At 69.1% G+C, this 18,022-nt stretch carries 15 protein-coding genes; 5 read left to right on the top strand and 10 right to left on the bottom strand.

Annotated elements, in window-relative coordinates:
- Window positions 1–203: 203 nt before the first annotated feature.
- From NR798_RS28430 to NR798_RS28410, 5 genes are all read right to left on the bottom strand, one after another.
- Window positions 204–1,796 carry an MBL fold metallo-hydrolase gene (locus NR798_RS28430; protein WP_375765648.1) on the bottom strand — a complete coding sequence of 531 codons (1,593 nt, stop codon included), beginning with the start codon at window positions 1,794–1,796 and terminating at the stop codon, window positions 204–206.
- A 67-nt stretch (window positions 1,797–1,863) separates the two neighbouring features.
- Entirely contained in the window at window positions 1,864–2,898 is a 1,035-nt protein-coding gene (locus NR798_RS28425) for a hypothetical protein (protein WP_375765647.1), read from the bottom strand.
- Window positions 2,891–4,018 (bottom strand): alpha-hydroxy acid oxidase, encoded by a 1,128-nt coding sequence (locus NR798_RS28420; protein ID WP_375765646.1) that lies wholly within the window; start codon window positions 4,016–4,018, stop codon window positions 2,891–2,893. Before NR798_RS28420 ends, NR798_RS28425 begins: the two co-directional genes overlap by 8 nt.
- 59 nt (window positions 4,019–4,077) lie before the next feature.
- Window positions 4,078–5,151, bottom strand: a complete 1,074-nt coding sequence (gene hppD / locus NR798_RS28415) for a 4-hydroxyphenylpyruvate dioxygenase (protein WP_375765645.1) — start codon at window positions 5,149–5,151, stop codon at window positions 4,078–4,080.
- A gap of 144 nt (window positions 5,152–5,295) precedes the next feature.
- Complete coding sequence (locus NR798_RS28410; RefSeq protein ID WP_375765644.1) at window positions 5,296–6,177, bottom strand: DNA integrity scanning protein DisA nucleotide-binding domain protein; 882 nt, start codon at window positions 6,175–6,177, stop codon at window positions 5,296–5,298.
- 135 nt (window positions 6,178–6,312) lie between these two features.
- On the opposite strand from NR798_RS28410, the gene NR798_RS28405 reads away from it, so the two are divergent.
- On the top strand, window positions 6,313–6,675 hold the full coding sequence (locus tag NR798_RS28405; protein WP_047858457.1) for a TraR/DksA C4-type zinc finger protein: 363 nt from the start codon (window positions 6,313–6,315) through the stop codon (window positions 6,673–6,675).
- A gap of 64 nt (window positions 6,676–6,739) precedes the next feature.
- Here NR798_RS28405 and NR798_RS28400 read toward each other — a convergent pair whose 3' ends face one another.
- Complete coding sequence (locus NR798_RS28400; RefSeq protein ID WP_375773837.1) at window positions 6,740–7,507, bottom strand: FHA domain-containing protein; 768 nt, start codon at window positions 7,505–7,507, stop codon at window positions 6,740–6,742.
- 163 nt (window positions 7,508–7,670) lie between these two features.
- On the opposite strand from NR798_RS28400, the gene NR798_RS28395 reads away from it, so the two are divergent.
- Window positions 7,671–9,521: a protein kinase gene (locus NR798_RS28395; RefSeq protein WP_375773836.1), complete on the top strand. Its 1,851-nt coding sequence runs from the start codon at window positions 7,671–7,673 to the stop codon at window positions 9,519–9,521.
- Between the two features lie 15 nt (window positions 9,522–9,536).
- Here the strand turns inward: NR798_RS28395 and NR798_RS28390 are convergent, their stop codons facing one another.
- A complete protein-coding gene (locus NR798_RS28390) occupies window positions 9,537–10,631 on the bottom strand; it encodes an FHA domain-containing protein (protein WP_375765643.1) in 1,095 nt (364 codons plus the stop codon).
- 119 nt (window positions 10,632–10,750) lie between these two features.
- Here NR798_RS28390 and NR798_RS28385 point away from each other — a divergent pair, with 119 nt between their 5' ends.
- Both NR798_RS28385 and NR798_RS28380 read left to right on the top strand, forming a co-directional pair.
- The gene (locus NR798_RS28385) at window positions 10,751–12,964 is read left to right on the top strand and encodes a RelA/SpoT family protein (RefSeq protein WP_375765642.1); all 2,214 of its coding nucleotides are present in this window, start codon (window positions 10,751–10,753) and stop codon (window positions 12,962–12,964) included.
- Between the two features lie 199 nt (window positions 12,965–13,163).
- Window positions 13,164–13,550, top strand: a complete 387-nt coding sequence (locus NR798_RS28380; RefSeq protein ID WP_375765641.1) for a RidA family protein — start codon at window positions 13,164–13,166, stop codon at window positions 13,548–13,550.
- A gap of 101 nt (window positions 13,551–13,651) precedes the next feature.
- On the opposite strand, the gene NR798_RS28375 is transcribed toward NR798_RS28380, so the two are convergent.
- Window positions 13,652–15,631: a DsbA family protein gene (locus tag NR798_RS28375; RefSeq protein WP_375765640.1), complete on the bottom strand. Its 1,980-nt coding sequence runs from the start codon at window positions 15,629–15,631 to the stop codon at window positions 13,652–13,654.
- Between the two features lie 219 nt (window positions 15,632–15,850).
- Between NR798_RS28375 and NR798_RS28370 the strand changes: the two genes are divergently transcribed.
- Window positions 15,851–16,090: a sulfurtransferase TusA family protein gene (locus NR798_RS28370; protein WP_375765639.1), complete on the top strand. Its 240-nt coding sequence runs from the start codon at window positions 15,851–15,853 to the stop codon at window positions 16,088–16,090.
- Window positions 16,091–16,190: 100 nt separating this feature from the next.
- On the opposite strand, the gene NR798_RS28365 is transcribed toward NR798_RS28370, so the two are convergent.
- Entirely contained in the window at window positions 16,191–17,105 is a 915-nt protein-coding gene (locus NR798_RS28365) for an ABC transporter ATP-binding protein (protein ID WP_375765638.1), read from the bottom strand.
- Window positions 17,102–17,866 (bottom strand): ABC transporter permease subunit, encoded by a 765-nt coding sequence (locus NR798_RS28360; protein ID WP_375765637.1) that lies wholly within the window; start codon window positions 17,864–17,866, stop codon window positions 17,102–17,104. Before NR798_RS28360 ends, NR798_RS28365 begins: the two co-directional genes overlap by 4 nt.
- Between the last annotated feature and the right edge of the window lie 156 nt (window positions 17,867–18,022).

Raw genomic sequence — 18,022 nt, 5'->3', positions numbered from 1 at the left:
GTCGGGGTGACCTCGAGCACGGCTGGTGGCGGCTCCGCTCGGAGCCGCGGGCACGAGCAATGGATGAAATCCAAAATCTAGATGACTGTTGGATTTCCGTCAAAGCTCGAAAATTGTGTAAAATCCGCGTGACGCTCACGTCACGTGGTGCGCGGAGGAGGCACGTCACCGTGCTCTCCTCGGCGGCCCACGGAGCGAGCGTCTCAGCGCAGGAAGAACTCGGCCTGGCCGTACGGCAGGCCGTGGGTGATGCCCTGGCCCCGGCAGTACTCCATGAGCTTGCGGGACTCGACGAGCTGCGGCGAGTTCTCGTGGTAGCCCATCACCATCACATGGCCCAGCCAGGGCTCCTGGCCCATGGCGTAGATGTAGACCTGCTGGGGCTTGAGCCGCTTGACGATCTCGATGGCGCGCACGGCGTTGGAGCCGTTGAGCCGCCGGGACTGGTCCATCTTGCGCGGCAGCGGGGCGGGCAGCAGGGGGCCGTACATCCAGCTCAGCGGGCCGCCCTCGGACTCCATGCCCAGGAACATCACGTCGATGCCGCCCACCGCCTTGTGGATGTGATCGTACAGGTGCGGCTCGAGCGCGTTGGAGTCCGCGGCCATCAGCAGCGATTTGCCCTGGAGCTGGATGAGGTGGGCGATCTTCGCCTGGATGTTCAGGTCGCCGTGCTCGCCGATGAAGGGCAGGCCGAGCAGCCTTCCGCCCGGCAGGGGCAGCGACTCCATCTCGCTGAGGGCCACCACGTTGCGGAAGCCGGAGTGCTGCAGCATCAGCTTGAGCGAGGGGTCCACCAGGCCGCCGCCGCTGCTGGCGGGCACCACCAGGGTGCCGATGCGGTGGCGCAGCTGCAGCAGCGGCTCGAACATCAGGTGGTCGGCGTGGCCGTGGGTGATGAGGACGTAGTCGATGTGCTCGGGGAGATCCGCGTGGGTGTAGCGCGGCAGCTCCGAGGGGAAGTCGTAGCTGATGACGGGATCCGTCAGGATGCTGACGTCGCGCGTCTCGATGAGCACGCACGCGTGGCCGAAGTAGCGGATGCGTACGCCCTCGCCGTCATAGCGGGGCGCGGGGCGCGGCGGCTGGTCCGTGAAGAAGGTGGAGAACGTCTCGTGGTCCTTGGGGGCGATGCCCAACGCCTCGCGCACCGGCTCCACCGGCCCGGGCGTGCGCCGCATGGCGAAGAGCTGATCGAGGGCCTCGTTGCGGAAGGGCGTCTTGACGAGCAGGCTGCCGTCGTCCGTGTCGAGCCGGGGCGTGCTGAAGACGTACGGCCGCGCGTCCTGGTGCACCAGGCGCATGGACAGGCTCTGCGAGGACTCGCGGTGGAAGGGGCTGAGGTAGAGCAGCGACTCGAAGAAGCGCGGCGTGGCCCGGTTGTTCAAGTCGTACGTCAGCTCCACGTAACCGCGCAGCAGGTCCGGCACCCGCGGGTACAGGTCCTCCAGCGAGTACCCTTCGGCCGTGGCCAGCAGCTTGTCCAGGTCCAGCATCGCCTGGGCGTACTTGAGGGACAGGGCCTCCTCGCGCAGCGTGCGCTCCAGCAGCTCCTTGACGCCCTCCACCCGATCCACGCCGTAGTTGAGGTAGGGGCCGCCCCGCAGCGCCGGGCTCTTGAGGGCCGCCACGTGGATGGCCGGGTTCTCCACGAACGACTCCATGATCTTCACATGGAGGTTGGCCACGAAGAGTGGCGCCGTCATGGGGGACACCAGGTACCACCACGCGTACCACTGGTTGTAGAGCGGCTCGGTGACGACGTTCTGCTTCAGGTACAGCGCCTGCTGGGACATCGCTCTTCCTCGCGGGCCCCTTGTGGCGGGGCGGGTCTGGTTCTTCCAACGCACTGCGGCGCGTGCTTCAGGCCGCGGGCTGGCGCACGGGGGCGCCGTGCTTCTCCAGGCGGGAGAGGGACTCCCGGGCCTCCTGGCGCAGCGGCTCGTCGGCCGTGTCCGCCACTTCGCGAAGCGCGGTGAGGGTCTCCTCCCCGGGGTAGAGCAGCAGCCCCAGCCGTTGGGCGGCCAGCACCCGGTCGCGCAGCTCGCCGCGCCGCAGCTCGGCCAGCAGGTAGTCCTTGTAGAGGCCCAGGAAGTGGTTCTCCGCCTCCAGCATGCGGGCGCACAGCGAGCGCAGGTGCGCCTCGTCCTCCGGCGCTTGCGGCACGCGGTAGCCCCAGCGCTTGCGGCACTCGTAGATCTCCCAGAACAGCGGCGCCCACTCGTCGTTCACCTGCTTGCGGTAGGCGTCGATGGCGGCGCTCTTGGAGAAGGCGTACTCCCCGGTCCGCAGCGCCAGCTGCGCCGTGGCGAGCCAGCAGGCGAGCGTGACGAGCTCCTTGATGCTGCGGTGCATGGAGCCGTCCGCCTCGATGTGCGAGCGGTGATCGTAGCCGTACAGCGGCCCCCCCGCATCCGGGTAGGCCAGGGGGAGCAGGAGCGGCGCGTCATCGGCATGCGCGCGGCTGCGCTCCATGAAGATGAAGGGCCGGTGCATGCAGTAGCGCAGCCACTTGTCCTTCGGCATCAGGGGAATGCGCTCGCGGAGGTCCTCTCCCAGCAGCAACAGGGAGGACGTCTTGAGGTTCGCCGCGCCGTCGGTGAGCAGCCGGGCCTCCTCCGCGGCGGAGATGTCGAGCGGCAACCGGCTCAGCGCGTTGACGTGGCGGCGGAAGAGCTCGAAGCGCTCCGGCTCCCCCTGCTGGAACCGGCCCTGGAAGACCATGACCAGATCGACGTCGCTGGCACCCACGGCCTCGCTCGTCACATGGCTGCCCAGCATGAAGTACGCGTGGATGCGGCCCGGGAAGGCCGCCTGCGCCAGACCGAGGAAACCATAGAGGCTGGCGTTGAGGCTCATGTCCTCCGTCATGCCAACCGGCATCACATCTTCAATCATGGGATCGGTCCTCTACCTTGGAGTAGCTGTGTGGGCCGCGCAGATACGAGGCATCGAGCTGCTCCAACCGGGGGCAGCCCAGGAGCGCCAGCGTACTGGAGATCTCCTTGCGCAGGATCTCCAGCACCCGCTCCACGCCTGCCTGGCCGCCCGCTGCCAGGCCGTAGAGGAATGGGCGGCCGATCATGCAGGCCCGGGCGCCCAGCGCGCGCGCCTTCACCACGTCCGAGCCGCGGCGGATGCCACCGTCCAGGATGAGCTCCGCCTTCCCGTCCACGGCCTCGACGATCTCGGGGAGCACGTCCAGGGAGGCCGGCAGACCATCCAGCTGCCTGCCGCCGTGATTGGAGACGACGATCGCCTCGACTCCGTGCTCCACGGCACGCCGTGCGTCCTCGGCGGTGGTGATGCCCTTGAGCACCAGCGGACCGGGCCACAACCCGCGGAGCCACTCCAGGTCCGCCCACGTGACGGACTGATCGAACTGGCGCGACGTATAGCCGGCCACGGAGACGGCGTCCCGGCGGCTCAGGGCCTTGGTGTCGGCGAAGTTGCCGAAGGTGGCACGCGGCGAGCGGGTCATCCGCAGCACCCAACCCAGATGGAGCAGCAGATCCATCACGTTGCCCGGGGTGGGGCGCGGCGGCACCACGAAGCCGTTGCGCACGTCCCGCTCCCGGTTGCCCATGTCGGGGACATCCACCGTGAGGCAGAGCGCGCTGTAGCCCGCCGCCCGCGCCCGCTCCACCAGCGAGCGGGTGATCTCGCGATCCTTCCAGATGTAGAGCTGGAACCACCGGGGAGCGGGCCCGGCCGCCGCGACCTCCTCGATGGTGCACACCGACATGGTGCTCAGCGTGAAGATCGTCTCCAGGCGCGCGGCGGCCCGTGCGGCGAGCACCTCGCCATGGGGGGCGAGCAGTCCCGCGAGGCCCACGGGCCCGAGGATCACCGGCAGCGCGAGCCGCTGCCCCAGCAGCGTCGTGGACACGTCCCGCGCGCTGACGTCCACCAACGTGCGGGCGCGGAACGTGTAGTCGCTGAAGGCCTGCTGGTTGGCGCGGACGGTGACCTCGTCGTCCGCACCGCCCTCCACGAAATCGAAGAGGAAACGGGGCACCCGGCGCCTTGCTCGCCGCCGGACATCCTCGATGTTGGCGAATCCAGATCCCACGCTGGTCAATTGCGCCCGAGCGACTGCTCGACCGACTCGTAGAGCGCCCGGATGTTGGCGGCCCCGAAGCCACGCGCGTCCTTGCGCTGGGTGATCTCGAAGAAGAGGGTCCGCCGCGAGTGGATCGAACGGGTGAAGACCTGGAGCAGGTAGCCATGCCCCTCGTGGTCCACCAGCACGTGGCCGTCGCGAAGCCGCTCCAGCTCCTCGTCCAGCGCCTCCAGCTTCACGCGCGAGGGGAGGGCATCGTAGTAGCCCGGAGGACTGTCGAGCAGCGGCACGTGGTGGGCGCGCAGGAACTTCACCGTGTTCAAGATGTCGTCGCTGCGGAAGGCCAGGTGCTGTACCCCGGGTCCCCGGTGGCCCGTGAGGAAGCGATCGATCTGTCCGGGCCTCTTTCCGGCCATGGGCTCCATCAGCACCAGGCAGACCCGCTCCGTCGCGTCCTGGACGACGCGCGAGTTCATGCCGCTGTACACGGTCTCCACGTTCTCCTCGTGCGACTGGTGGAAGCCGAAGACGCGCTGGTAGAAGTCCACGCCCGCTTCGAGCGAGCCCGAGGCCACGCACAGGGCGAAGTGGTCCACCACCCTCAGCATCGGACGGGAAGGCCGCTCAACGCCCTCCCGCATCTGGAAGCGCGCGGGCCAGAACTGGGGAGTGGCCGTGTCCCGCTGGATGAGCGAGTGCACCACGTCTCCGACGGGGGAGCCCACGACGGCCCGGATCAACCGCCCCTCCGCGGTCTCGCTGCGGACCGGCTCTTGAATCGGAGTGGCCCCGCGCCGGACCGCTTCACGGAACGCCGCCTCGGCATCCGCCACCCGCAGCGCGATGTCCCGGACGCCATCCCCGTGCAGCTCCACATAGGCCGCCGCCTCGTCCGTCGGGTGGAGCGCCGCCGTGAGGATGATGTGGATTCCCCCCTGTTGCAGCAGGTAGGCGTGCCGGCCTTCCAGGCCGGTCCGCGGGCCGGCCTCGGCCACGAGCTGGAACCCGAAACCCTCACACAACGAGCGGGCTGCTTCCTGGAGGTCCGCGACGAACAGCTCGATGTGATCGACTCCCAGGATCTTCACGTCGGGCACTCCCTCTCCAAGCCGCGGCCCGCATCGTCCGGCAATAGCGGTACTTCCGGCAAGGGGCGGATACCGATAATTCGCCGCTACATGCCCGCGGGCGCGGGCCCAGGTGGGTTGAGGGCGCGAGCCCAGGGGGCGGCGTTACGTGCGGCGCGCGGTCTGGTGCAGCTCCAGCACGATGTTGCCCCCCTTGAAGAGGCGGACCGCTCCCGAGGTCTGGCTCACCACCAGCGCGATGCACTTCGTCGTCGACGTGATGCTCGCCGCCGCCGCGTGCCTCGCCCCCAGCCCCAGGGGAATCTTCACCATCTCGTCCGAGGCCGACAGGTAGCGCCCCGCCGCCAGCACCACCCCGTCTTCGCGGATGACGAACGAGCCGTCCAACACCGAGAAGTTCTTGATGGCCTCGCGGATCTTCGGATCCAGCACGTTGCGCTCGGCCTCCGACAACCCCTGGAACGGGTTGATCGTCATCTGCCGGCTCTTCTCCATCACGGCCGTGTGGTCCCCGATCGTGATGATCGTCCCGATGGGGTGACCCTCGAAGCCCTCCTGGCCCACCTGCAGCGCCAGCTGGATGAGCGCGTCCACCACCTGCGAGTTGAACTCGTCGCCCAGCTTCACGCCCTCGATCGTCAGCCGGTCGTCCAGCGAGCCGCCGATGCGCATCTGCATCAGCGTGTCCGGCGGGCGGCCCAGCCGGCCCGTCATGCACAGCACCAGGTCCCCCTCCTTGAACGCCCCCTGGGAGAGCGCCGACACCAGCGCCACCTTCACCCGCTCGGTGCGCGAGTAGTCGTAGGCCGGAATCACCAGCGCCTTCTGTTTACTGCCCAACAGCTCCTCGGCGATCCGCGGTGAGGTGACTGCGTAGACGAGCTTGCGCCTGGCCAGCTGCCGGCGCAGATCCTCGGCCGCGATGGGCACGTCGCTGATGTAGAGGAAGTGGTCGACGTCTCCCTTCCCAGCGAGCGAGAGGGCGGCTCGCAGGAACTCCCGGTCGAATTTCGAGGCATCGCTCATTGGGTACGACCTCGCCGCCTGTTTTATGGGGTGGTCCGGGCCTCCTTGACACCAGACCGCACGTGAATAAAGCTTTCCGGCCTTTTTTTACGGGGTGTAGGGCCCATTTTCCCCGCAGCACGGGAGCCTAAGGCTGTGAACCAGAAAGATCTCAAGCGTTACAAGAAGATGCTCGAGGACAGCAAGACGAGCCTGCTGGAGAGCGCCAAGAAGACGCTGGTGGAGGAAGCCAGCTTCGACACCGATGATCTCCCCGACGAGATCGATCAGGCCTCTTCCGAGTATGCCCAGTCGATGGCTTTCCGCCTGCGCGACCGCGAGAAGTTCCTGATGCAGAAGATCGATCGGGCCCTGACCCGCATCGAGGAGGGCACCTTCGGTATCTGCGAGCGGTGCGAGGAGGAGATCTCCCCCAAGCGGCTGGAGGCGCGGCCTGTGACCACGCTCTGCATCCGCTGCAAGGAGGAGCAGGAGAAGAAGGAGAAGTCCTACGGCTGAGGCCGTGGGAGGGCAGGGGCGCTCCCCCACGCACGGGCCCGCGTGAGAGTGCTCCTGCCGCTCGTCAGGCCGCCAGTTGGATCTCCACCCGGAGCAGCTGGCGGCCGATGAGGAAGTGGTCCCCGTTGTCCACGAACACCGGACCCGTCAGCCGGATGAACGTGCCGTTGGACGAACCCACGTCCCGCACCCGCAGACGGTCCTGCTTCACGCTCAGCAGCGCGTGACGCCCCGACACGAAGCCGTCGGTGGGGAAGGTGATCTCCCCCTGCTCGCGCCCCAGCTGGTTGTCGCCTTCCTTCAGCGGAAAGGCCGCCCCGCGCAGCCCCCCCTCCAGAATCTGCACCAGCCGCAGCCGGTAGCCGGGGTCGGCCGAGCCCCAGATCTGGGCGCCGCCCGGACCCACCGCCGCCGTGGGGATGGGCTCGAGCACCAGCCGCTGCCGGCCCAGGCGCAGCTCTCCGCCCACCGGCAGCTCGCGCTCCTGGCGCAGGCGCACGAAGACGCCGTTGGCGCCTCCCACGTCCTCCACCGCCAGCCGCCCCCCCGAGAAGAAGAAACGGGCCTGCTCGGGCATGATGAAGGGGTCATCCATCAGGGCCAGGTCCCCCTGGGGGCCGCAGGTGAGGGTGTCCCCCGTCATCCGCACCACCGACTCGGGGCCGCCGTCCGCCCGGACCACCCGGAGCGCCACCTGGGGCCGGGCCGCCAGCTTCGGAGCGGCCATCACCATGGTGCCCGAGCGCATGGGCGAGCCACAGGCGTGGCAGGTGGAGGCGTTATCGGGGTTCTCGGCGTCGCAACGGGGGCAGTAGGAGGCCATGGCGGGCAGAGGTACATATCAAGCCCGGCCCGGGGTTGCTCGGGCGCTGAACATTGCCCGTCCACCTTGCGGGCGACCCGACGCTCGTGGGAAGTTCGGGGGCCAACACCCGATTTTCGCATCCGGGAAGCCCCCCTTGCATTGCCCCAGCTGCGGCGCCGACGCCGGTGACGTGTCCAAGTATTGTCCCTCCTGCGACGCCCCCCTCGCGCGCGGCGAGCCGGACGAGTACATCGGCCGTACCATTGCCCAGAAGTACCAGGTGGAGGCCCTCATCGGTGAGGGCGGTATGGGCAAGGTGTACCGTGCCCGCCAGGTCGCCCTGGACAAGCTGGTGGTGCTCAAGGTCCTGCGCCACACGCTGCTGGGCGATGACCGCACCGTGGCCCGCTTCAAACGCGAGGCCAAGGCCGCCAGCCGCCTCAACCACGCCAACTCCATCAGCATCCTCGACTTCGGCATCGCCGAGGACGGGGCGCTCTTCATCGCGATGGAGTTCGTGCCGGGGCAGGACCTGCACACCGTGCTCAGCAAGGAGGGTCCGCTCCCCGAGCAGCGCATCGTCCGCATCGTCAGCCAGGTGCTCTCCGCCCTGTACGACGCGCACAACGCCGGCGTCATCCACCGGGATCTCAAGCCCGAGAACATCATGGTGGAGCAGCGGCGCAACGAGCCGGACTTCGTGAAGGTGCTCGACTTCGGCATCGCGAAGATCCAGGACGCCGAGGGCGAGGGGCCCGCCCTCACGCGCACCGGCTTCGTCTGCGGCACCCCCGAGTACATGTCCCCCGAGCAGGCCCGCGGCGCCACGCTGGACCACCGCTCGGACCTGTACGCCGTGGGCGTCATCCTCTACCAGCTGCTCACCGGCCGGCTGCCCTTCGAGTCCGACTCGGCGGTGGGCTACGCCACCAAGCACCTCACCGAGGAGCCGCTGCCTCCGTCGCGCAAGCGCTCGGACATCCGCGTGTCGCCGGCCATGGAGCGGCTCATCATGCGGGCCCTCTCCAAGAGCCCGGATGACCGGCCGCAGGACGCCGAGGTCTTCAAGGCCGAGCTGCTCGCCGTGGAGAAGGAGCGCGAGCGCCGCTCCAACGCCGCGCCCGCCGTCCGGCGCACGGGGCCCGCTCCGGGGGTGCTCGCGCCACTGCCGCGCAGGGCCACGCCGCCTTCCGACAACCTCAGCACGGACGTCACCGCCCCGGGTTGGGGCGGCGAGTCCGAGGCCACCGTGCGCGCCATGCCCGAGCGGATGCAGCCCGCGCCCGAGCGGATGCCGCCCGCCACCGCCGCGGCCCGCGCCTCGGCGGAGCGCACGCAACTGGCCGCGCCCAGCCGGCCCCCGCCCGAGCGCGAGCGGCCCCACTCCGCGGCGCTCGCCGCCGTGCGTTCCGCTCCCGAGCGGGCTCCGCTCGAGCGGGCCACGACCGAGCGGTCGATCATGGAGCGCTCGCCGGCGCCCACCGCCCATCAGGCCCAGCTGCACGACAAGACGGAGGCCATCGTCGCCACCGTGCCCGACGCGGGCGGGAGCTTCGGGTTCCTCAAGGCCTTCGTGCTCACCCTGGCGCTGGTGACGCTCGGCCTGGCCGCCTGGTGGATGTACACGAGCTGGCGCAACCAGTCCCAGGAGACGCCCTTCGTCCCGCCGAAGAACGCGCCCATCCCGGGCCAGGAGTCCGGCGCCTACGTGCCGTCCGCTCCCGGCGCGCCCCTGTACGAGCAGGATGTCCCGGCGGACAAGCGCAACCCGAAGGAAGCCCAGCAGCGGCGGCAGGCCGGTTACGCCGCCTTCAAGGGTGGGAACCTCCAGGCGGCCGCCACCGAGTACCGCGCGGCCTTCGTCGCCGAGCCCTCGCCGGAGCTGTCGCTCATCCTGGGTGAGGTGTACTGGGCGCTCGAGAGCCACGACGAGGCGCGCGGCTGGTGGAAGCGCCACCTGAGGGATCTGCCGGGCTCCCAGGCCCGCGCCACGCTCCTGCGCAAGGAGCCGCAGCTGGCCTCCGCCGCCGGGAGCAGGTAGCCCCCGGCGCGGCGCTCAGCCCATCAGCTCGACCTGGACGATGTGCTGGCCCAGGCGCACCCGATCTCCAGGGCGCAGCGGCCGATCCACCGAGGGGGCGATGCGCACGTACGTGCCGAGGCCTCCGGAGAGATCCCTCAGCTGGGCCCCGGCGGGCGTGAAGCTCAGCTCGCAGTGGCGGCCGGCCAGGCCCTCTTCCTGGGGGTAGCTGAAGTCGCAGTTGGCCTGTCCGATGGTCAGCAGCGCGGTCGACGTCACGACCGTGCGGCCGCTGCGTCCTCCCACCAGCACCTCCTCCACGCCGTAGACGCCCTGGCCGGGAGGGACGGGGGCGCCGTAGACGGTGGGGCGCCCGGCGAGGGGCGGCGGGGCCTCGAGCTTGCCGAGGAACCGGAAGAGGCGCTGGCCGGCACTGAAGAAGGACAGGGGGAGGAGCGTCTCCGCGCCGGGGATGGTGACGTAGACGCCCGAGGCGCTGGACTCGTCCCGGACATGCAGCAGGTTGTCCTTGATGAGGAAGGTGGCGTGCTGGGCGGAGACGAAGGGATCGTCCGCGAAGAGGATGGCCCCCCGGGTGCGCCCCACGGTGCAGCCGGTGACGGGCAGCTTGAAGCGCTGGCCCTTGGTGGAGCCGGCGACGACGGCCAGCCCGAAGCGGGACGCGGCGGGTGCGGGACGGGCTCCCGAGGCGGGCACGGCCGGCTTGGCTGCCCCGGCGGGAGGGGCTCCGGCGGGGACGGCGGGCGTGGCCGGACGCGACAGGGGGAGGGGGGCTGCCGGGGAACGGGGGGCGGCCACTCCGGGCGCGGCGCGGGAGGCCAGGGGAATCCCCCCGGCCGAGGCCACCGGGGCCGGGGTACGCGAGGAGGCCGGACGCAGACCGGGCGGGGAGCCGGGCGGACGGGCGGCCCCCAGTGGAGACTGGGAGACCCCGGCGCCGGGCTTGCCCGCCGAGGAGGCGGGCGGGGTCCTGGACGGTGGCGGCTTCGCCGTGGCCGGCGCCTCGCTCAGCGAGGTGCCGCAGCTCGCGCAGACCTCGGCGCGAGGGGGGTTGTAGCCGTCACAGTTCGGGCAGACCACGGCAAGGGCGGACAGCAGGAGCTGTGACATGGGCAGATCGACTCTAGAAGTGGCTGTAACGCCGGGTCAACGAAAGCGAGTCCCGCGCGAATCCCGAGGTTGTGACGTTGCCCCCCCTGGGGGCGGCAGTTAGCATTGCTGACGATTCGATGATTCGCCTCAACGACATCCTCCAGCGGGTTGCCTCCTATCATCCGGACCCCGATCTGGACATCATCAAGAAGGCGTACGTCTACTCGGCCAAGGTACATCAGGGCCAACTACGCAAGTCGGGAGAGCCTTATCTCGTCCATCCGCTCGAGGTCGCCGGCCTCCTGGCGGAGCTGAAGTTGGATGAGGCCTCCATTGTCACGGGCCTGCTCCACGACACCATCGAGGACACGCTCGCCACCGCCGAGGAGCTCACGGAGCTCTTCGGCCCAGAGGTCGCCCAGTTGGTGGATGGGGTGACCAAGCTGTCCAAGTTCTCCGCTTCGGCCACGCTCTCCCAGGAGGAGAAGCAGGCGGAGAACTTCCGCAAGATGATCATCGCGATGGCGCAGGACATCCGCGTCATCCTCGTGAAGCTGGCGGACCGCACGCACAACATGCGGACGCTGGATCACATGGCCGAGGAGAAGCAGCGCCGCATCGCCCAGGAGACCCTGGACATCTACGCGCCGCTGGCCAACCGCCTGGGCATCAGCTGGATCAAGACCGAGCTGGAGGACCTGTCCTTCCGCTACGTGAAGCCCCAGGACTTCCTCGCGCTGCAGGACAAGCTCAACAAGCGCAAGAAGGAGCGGGAGAAGTACATCGAGGACGTGAGCGACCTCATCCGCAGCAAGCTGGAGGAGCGCGGCTTGAAGGGCGACGTGAGTGGCCGCTTCAAGCACGTCTACAGCATCTACAAGAAGATGAAGTCGCAGGGGATCGAGTTCGAGCAGATCCACGACATCATCGCCTTCCGCATCCTCATGCCCGCGGTGCCCAGCTGCTACGAGGCGCTGGGCCTGGTGCACCAGCTGTGGAAGCCGGTGCCGGGACGCTTCAAGGACTTCATCGCCATCCCCAAGCCCAACATGTACCAGTCGTTGCACACGACGGTGGTGGGGCCGCTGGGCGAGCGCATCGAAGTGCAGATCCGCACCCCGGACATGCACAAGGTGGCCGAGGAGGGCATCGCGGCGCACTGGGCGTACAAGGAGGGCAAGGCGCTCACCGTCAGCAAGGACGACGAGAAGTTCGCCTGGCTGCGCCAGCTCATGGAGTGGCAGCAGGACCTCAAGGATCCCAAGGAGTTCCTCGAGACGGTGAAGGTGGACCTCTTCACCGACGAGGTCTTCGTCTTCACCCCGAAGGGGGACGTGAAGAGCCTGCCGCGCGGCGCCACGCCGGTGGACTTCGCCTACGCCATCCACTCGGACGTGGGCGGGCGGTGCGTGGGCGCCAAGGTGAACGGGAAGATCGTCCCGCTGCGCTACAAACTGAAGAACGGGGACACGGTGGAGGTGCTCACCAGCCCCCAGGCGCACCCGTCCAAGGACTGGCTCACCTTCGTCAAGACGAGCCGGGCGCAGCAGCGCATCCGCGCCTTCATCAAGCAGCAGCAGCGCGAGAAGAGCCTGCAGCTGGGGCGCGAGCTGCTGGAGCGGGAGCTCAAGCGCTACCAGCTCAACTTCAACAAGCTGCTGAAGACCGGCGCGCTGAAGAAGACGTGCGAGGAGCTCGGCTTCCGGGTGGAGGACGACCTGCTGGTGGCCCTGGGCTACGGCAAGGTGGTGCCCAACCAGGTGATTGCCCGCGTGGTACCGCCGGAGAAGCTGGCGGCGGGCTCGGGCGATGGCAAGGGCACGTCGGCGGAGGCCCAGGCCTCGGCGGGCAGCAGCATGCTGCCAGGGCTGTCGCGCGTCACCGACTTCGCCAAGAAGCTGGTGGGCAAGCAGAACAGCAGCGGGGTGCAGATCGGCGGCGTGGACGACGTGCTGGTGCGCTTCGGCCGGTGCTGCAACCCGGTGCCGGGAGACCCCATCGCCGGCTTCATCACCCGGGGCCGGGGCGTGACGGTGCATACGGTGGGCTGCGACAAGGCGCTGGCCACGGATCCCGAGCGCCGCGTGGATGTGTCGTGGGACGTGCGGGGCGACTTCAAGCGTCCCGTCACCCTGCGCGTGCTGACGGCGGACCGGACGGGCCTGCTGGCGGACATCTCCAACACCTTCTCGAAGAAGGGCGTCAACATCTCCCAGGCCAACTGCCGGGCCACGGGGGATGATCGGGCGGTGAACACCTTCGAGGTCACCATCTCCGACCTCAAGCAGCTCACCGACCTGATGCGCACCATCGAGCGTCTGCCGGGCGTCTTCTCCGTCGAACGCATCTGAGGGCCTGAGTGAGGGCGCCGTCCCTCCTCTCCCTCTCCCCCCGGGAGAGGGGCGGGGTGAGGGTGCCCGTCACCGTTCCCCACCACCGTTGTCCATCCCCCTCCCGGGCCCGCGAGGGGTTGGCCAGCCGCCGTGCAGATGGTAGAGCCGCCGCGGACGCGCGGCCGCTCCTGGCCGCCTCGTTTCCCGAGGTGAACGCATGGCTCGCAAGATTGTGCACTCCGACGACGCGCCCAAGGCGATTGGCCCCTACTCGCAGGCGGTGCAGGTGGACTCCGGGAAGATGACCTTCCTGTCCGGGCAGATCCCCCTGGATCCCAAGTCGATGTCGATGATCGAGGGGGACGTCATCGACCAGGCCGAGCAGGTGATGAAGAACCTGGGCGCGGTGCTGAAGGCGGCCGGCCTGGACTTCTCCCACGTGGTGCGCTGCACCATCTTCCTCACCGACCTGGGTGACTTCGCCAAGGTGAACGAGGTCTACGGCCGCTACTTCACCGGTGCGCCCCCGGCCCGCGCCACCGTGCAGGTGGCCGCGCTGCCCCGCGGCTCCAAGGTGGAGATCGACGCCATCGCGGTGTCCTGAGCGGGGAGGGGAGACCCTCACCCCGCAAAGAGAAAGGCCGCCGGACCCGCTTCGGTCCGACGGCCTTTTTCATTCGTTCGCCTCGGAGGAGGCGGCGGGGATTACTTCTGGTCCGCCGCGACCGAGCCCTTCTTCTTCGACAGCTCCTCGTCGATGACGCGCTTGAAGGCCTCGACGGGCTGCGCACCCACGAGCGAGCGGCCGTTGATGAGGAAGGTGGGGGTGCCGTTGACGCCCACGCGGGTGGCCTCGTTCATGTCCGCGGTGACCTGGGCGTCGAACTTGCCCGAGTCCAGCGCGGCCTTGAACTGGCCCATGTTCAGGCCCAGCTCCTGGGCGTACTTCTCGAGCGAGGCGCGATCCAGGGCGCGCTGATTCTGGAACAGCTTGTCGTGGTACTCCCAGAACTTGCCCTGCTCGTGGGCGGCCAGCGCGGCGGCGGCGGCCGGCTTGGCGTTCGCGTGGAAGGGCAGCGGCTGGTTCTTGAAGGCGATGCGGACCTTGCCCTTGTACTCGTCCTCGATCTGCTTGAGCGTGGGCAGCACGCGGCCGCAGAAGGGGCACTCGAAGTCGGAGAAGGCCACGATGGTGACCGGGGCGTTCTTCGGGCCACGCGAGGGGGCGTTGCCGACCTCGATGTTCTGCACGGGGGCCTCGGCCGGGGCCTGGGCCTGGGGAGCGGAGCCGTTGGACTTCACGCCCTCTTCGATCAGCTTGGCGTACAGGTCGGCCGGCTTGGTGCCGGAGGCCAGCAGCTTCTCGGCGCGGGCCTTCTCCTCGTCGATGATCTTCTTGAAGTTCTCGAAGGGCTGGGCGCCCACGAACTCACGGCCGTTGATGAAGAAGGCCGGGGTGCCATTGGCGCCCACCGCGGCGCCGGCGCTGGCGTCCGCCTCCACCTTCGCGCGGAACTTGCCGGAGTCGAGCGCGGCCTTGAACTGGCCCATGTTCAGCCCCAGCTCCTGGGCGTACTTCTCGAGGTTGGCGCGGTCCAGGGCCTTCTGATTGGCGAACAGCTTGTCGTGGTACTCCCAGAACTTGCCCTGCTCGTGGGCGGCCATGGCGGCCTCGGCGGCGGGCTTGGCGTTCGGGTGGAAGGACAGCGGCTGGTGACGGAACACCACGCGCACGTCCTTGCCGTAGGTCTCCTTGATCTGCTTGAGCGTCGGGCCGACACGGCTGCAGAAGGGGCACTCGAAGTCGGACCACTCGACGATGGTGACCTTGGCGTCCTTGGGGCCGAAGGAGGGGGCGTCGGCGGGGAAGTCCACCTTGCGGTAGGCCTGCGCCGGAGCCTGCTGCTGCGGGTTGTTGCGGGGAGCGGACTCCACGCCCTTGGCCATGATGGCGGCGTACACCTGGCTGGCCGGGGTGCCCGAGCGCGTCAGGGCCTCGGCCTTGCCGAGCTCCTCGTCGATGAGGGCCTTGAAGTTGTCGATGGGCTGCGCGCCGGAGAGGAAGCGGCCGTTGATGAAGAAGGCCGGGGTGCCGTTGGCGCCGAGCTTGCCGGCCAGGGCCTGGTCACGGTCGATGATGGCGGAGAACTCCGGCTTGCCCATGTCCGCCTTCCAGCGGGCGATGTTCAGGCCGAGCTCCTCGGCGTACTTCTCCAGGTTGGCGTCCTCGAGGGCCTTCGCGTTGGCGAAGAGCTTCTCGTGGTACTCCCAGTACTTGCCCTGCTCACCAGCGGCCATGGCGGCCAGCGCGGCGGGCTTGGCGCGCGGGTGGAAGGAGAGGGGGTTCTGCTTCATGACCACGCGCAGCTTGCTGCCGTAGTCCTGCTGGAGCTGCTTCACCGTCGCATCGGCGCGGGAGCAGAAGGGGCACTGGTAGTCGGAGAACTCGACCAGCGTGACGAGCGCGTCCGCACTGCCCTTCACGGGCGAGCCGTCGATGGGCACCTTGAAGACGGTGGGGTCCACCTGCCGGGCGTTCGGGCGGGGGGCGTTGGCGGCGGCAGCGGCCGCGGCGGGCTTGTTGGTAGCGGCGGAAGCCGTGGTAGCGCCACCGGTGATGGCACGGCCACCGACAGCTCCCAGCACCAGGCCCACCAGCAGGGCCACGATCACATTGGGTTTCATGAGTCTGTTCTGCTCCTAAGTACGTCGTCAGGTCCGACTACGATCCCGGGCTTTATCAAGTCAGCAGGGCGCGGGTAGATAACAGAGCCCGTTCCGAGCACGCAAGGCAGGCAGGCGTGTTCGGACTGGGTGAAGACGCCACCCAGGGCCCCGGAAACACAACGGTTTTCGGTGAAAATTCCTCCGGCGCACCGCACGCTCCGGGCCTAGACTGGCCTCATGCAGCCGGACGTGCGCGTGGACGCCTCGGGGACGTACTGCCCCGTTCCCATCCTGGAGATAGCCAAGGCCGTCCGCCGGCTCGCCCCCGGGGCCCTGGTGGAGCTCGTGGCCACCGACCCGGGCGTGCAGTCCGATCTGCCCGCGTGGTGCGAGGCCACGGGCAACGCCCTGCTCGGCCTGGAGCGGCGCGGGGCGGCCTGGGTGGCCTGGGTCCGCAAGGCGGGCGGAGGGGCATGAGGGGGAGCGGGGTGGCATCCGCTCCCTGGTGACCCGAGCCGCCCCGGAGTTTCACCGGGCATTTTCCGGGGATTTCTTTTCGCCGCCGGGCGCCTGCCCGCTACGTGAGCTGCAGCACCCGCTCCTCCAGCCGGCGGCCCTGGGAGACGCCCAGGATGAGCACCCCGGTCTGCAGCAGGTGGCCCACCACCCGGCTGATGACCTCCTCGGGCCGGTGGGCCTGTCCGTCGAAGCGGATGTGGAGGAGCGTCTCGCCCTCCATCCGCGCCGAGGTGACGCCGGGCAGCGCCTGCAGCTCCGGGATGATGACGGTGCCACGGGCCACCTGGACGCGGAACTCGGCGCCCTGGGCGGTGAGTTCGGCCATGGTGCCGGCCTGGGCCAGCTTGCCCCGGTCCAGGATGGCCGCCGCGTCGCACAGCTGCTCCAGCTCCTGGAGGTTGTGGCTGGAGACCACCACCGTGGTGTGCTGATCCTTCATCTCGCGGATGACCTGGCGCACCTGGTTGGCGATGCGCGGGTCCAACCCGGCGGTGGGCTCGTCGAGCAGCACCAGCGGCGGCCTGCCCATGAGGGCCTGCGCCAGGGCCGCGCGCTTGGCCATGCCGTGCGACAGCGCGTGCGTGTCCACGCCCCAGGCCTCCATGAGGCCCACCCGCTCGAGTGACGTGCGCGCTTCCTTCTCGGGCGCCTCCAGGCCGCTCAACCGCGCCCAGTACATGAGCAGCGGCCCCACCTTCCACCCCCCGGGAAGCATCGCGTCCTGGGGCAGCACGCCCATCTTCCCCTTGAGGGCGCCGTCCACGAAGGGATCCACCCCCATCACCCGCACCGTGCCCCGCGTGGGGCGCAGGTAGCCGCACATCATGGAGAAGGTGGTCGTCTTGCCGGCGCCGTTGGGGCCGATGAGGCCGTACACCTCGCCCCGGTGGATGGAGAGGCTCACCCCATCCACCGCCACCTTGGTGCCGAAGCGCCGGGTGGCCTCGAGGATCTCGATGGCTCGCTCGCTCACAGGTCCCTCTCGCGCAGGATGAACAGGGCGCCGCCCAGGAACAGCACCGTGAAGACGAGGTAGGCCGCGACGGCTCCCGCGACATCCCCGGCGTCCGGGTAGAGCAACCGCAGCGAGTACCGCAGGGGCGAGAGGTAGCGGATGAGCCGCAGCGGATTGCCCTCGTCCATGCGGGCCGTCGTCCAGAAGAGGAAGGAGAGCAGCAGGGCGGTGAAGTTGAGGATGAGGCTCACCGCGGGGTTGGGCGTGAGGCTGGAGCAGAACGAGGTGAGCGCCAGGAAGGCCAGCGAGAAGACCGTGGAGACCATCCACAAGCGCAGCAGGTTCAGCACGAAGGCGGCGGCGCCAAAGCCCGGCGTGGTCACCCAGGTGTAGAGGCACAGGCCCAGGTCGAGCAGCCACACGAGTGCCAGCAGGAGGGTGGTCTGCGCGAGGAACTTGCCGAGCAGCACCGACGAGCGCCGGGCGCGCACGGTGAGATAGCGGATGGAGCGCGGCCCCAGCTCACCGCTCACCTGATCGAACCCCATCAGCGCCACGTAGAGCGGCAGGAAGAAGAGGCTGAGGTAGAAGGCCCCCAGGATGGGCAGCGGCATGCCCCCGGTGGAGACGAACTGCTGGGTCTCGCCCATCTGGGTGGCCAGCGACCAGATGAACGCGGCCGCCAGGACCACCACCAGGGCGATGAGGAGGTAGAGCGCGAGCAGCGCCAGCACACGGGAACTGCGCAGCGTGCGGCGCAACTCGGCGCTCCAGATCACTGCAGTCTCATTCAAGACATTCAAGGCGGGTGGACCCTACCGGGCACGGGAGGGGCTCGCCAGGTTTCTCGCTCTCCAAGGGAACGCCCGCGGAGGAATGGACGTCTCGTCGTGGACGGGTACCATGCCAACCCCCCCACCCCTCGCGCGACGGAT

It is taken from the genome of Archangium gephyra, assembly GCF_042230915.1.
In the GTDB taxonomy this organism is placed as follows: domain Bacteria; phylum Myxococcota; class Myxococcia; order Myxococcales; family Myxococcaceae; genus Archangium; species Archangium gephyra_B.
This window is presented reverse-complemented; position numbering and strand designations above follow the sequence as displayed.

Bases quoted from the DNA above. Each gene is read 5' to 3' on its own strand.
- NR798_RS28430 (WP_375765648.1), bottom strand. From the start codon at position 1,796: ATGTCCCAGCAGGCGCTGTACCTGAAGCAGAACGTCGTCACCGAGCCG.
- NR798_RS28425 (WP_375765647.1), bottom strand. From the start codon at position 2,898: ATGATTGAAGATGTGATGCCGGTTGGCATGACGGAGGACATGAGCCTC.
- NR798_RS28410 (WP_375765644.1), bottom strand. From the start codon at position 6,177: ATGAGCGATGCCTCGAAATTCGACCGGGAGTTCCTGCGAGCCGCCCTC.
- NR798_RS28390 (WP_375765643.1), bottom strand. From the start codon at position 10,631: ATGTCACAGCTCCTGCTGTCCGCCCTTGCCGTGGTCTGCCCGAACTGT.
- NR798_RS28385 (WP_375765642.1), top strand. From the start codon at position 10,751: ATGATTCGCCTCAACGACATCCTCCAGCGGGTTGCCTCCTATCATCCG.
- NR798_RS28380 (WP_375765641.1), top strand. From the start codon at position 13,164: ATGGCTCGCAAGATTGTGCACTCCGACGACGCGCCCAAGGCGATTGGC.
- NR798_RS28375 (WP_375765640.1), bottom strand. From the start codon at position 15,631: ATGAAACCCAATGTGATCGTGGCCCTGCTGGTGGGCCTGGTGCTGGGA.
- NR798_RS28370 (WP_375765639.1), top strand. From the start codon at position 15,851: ATGCAGCCGGACGTGCGCGTGGACGCCTCGGGGACGTACTGCCCCGTT.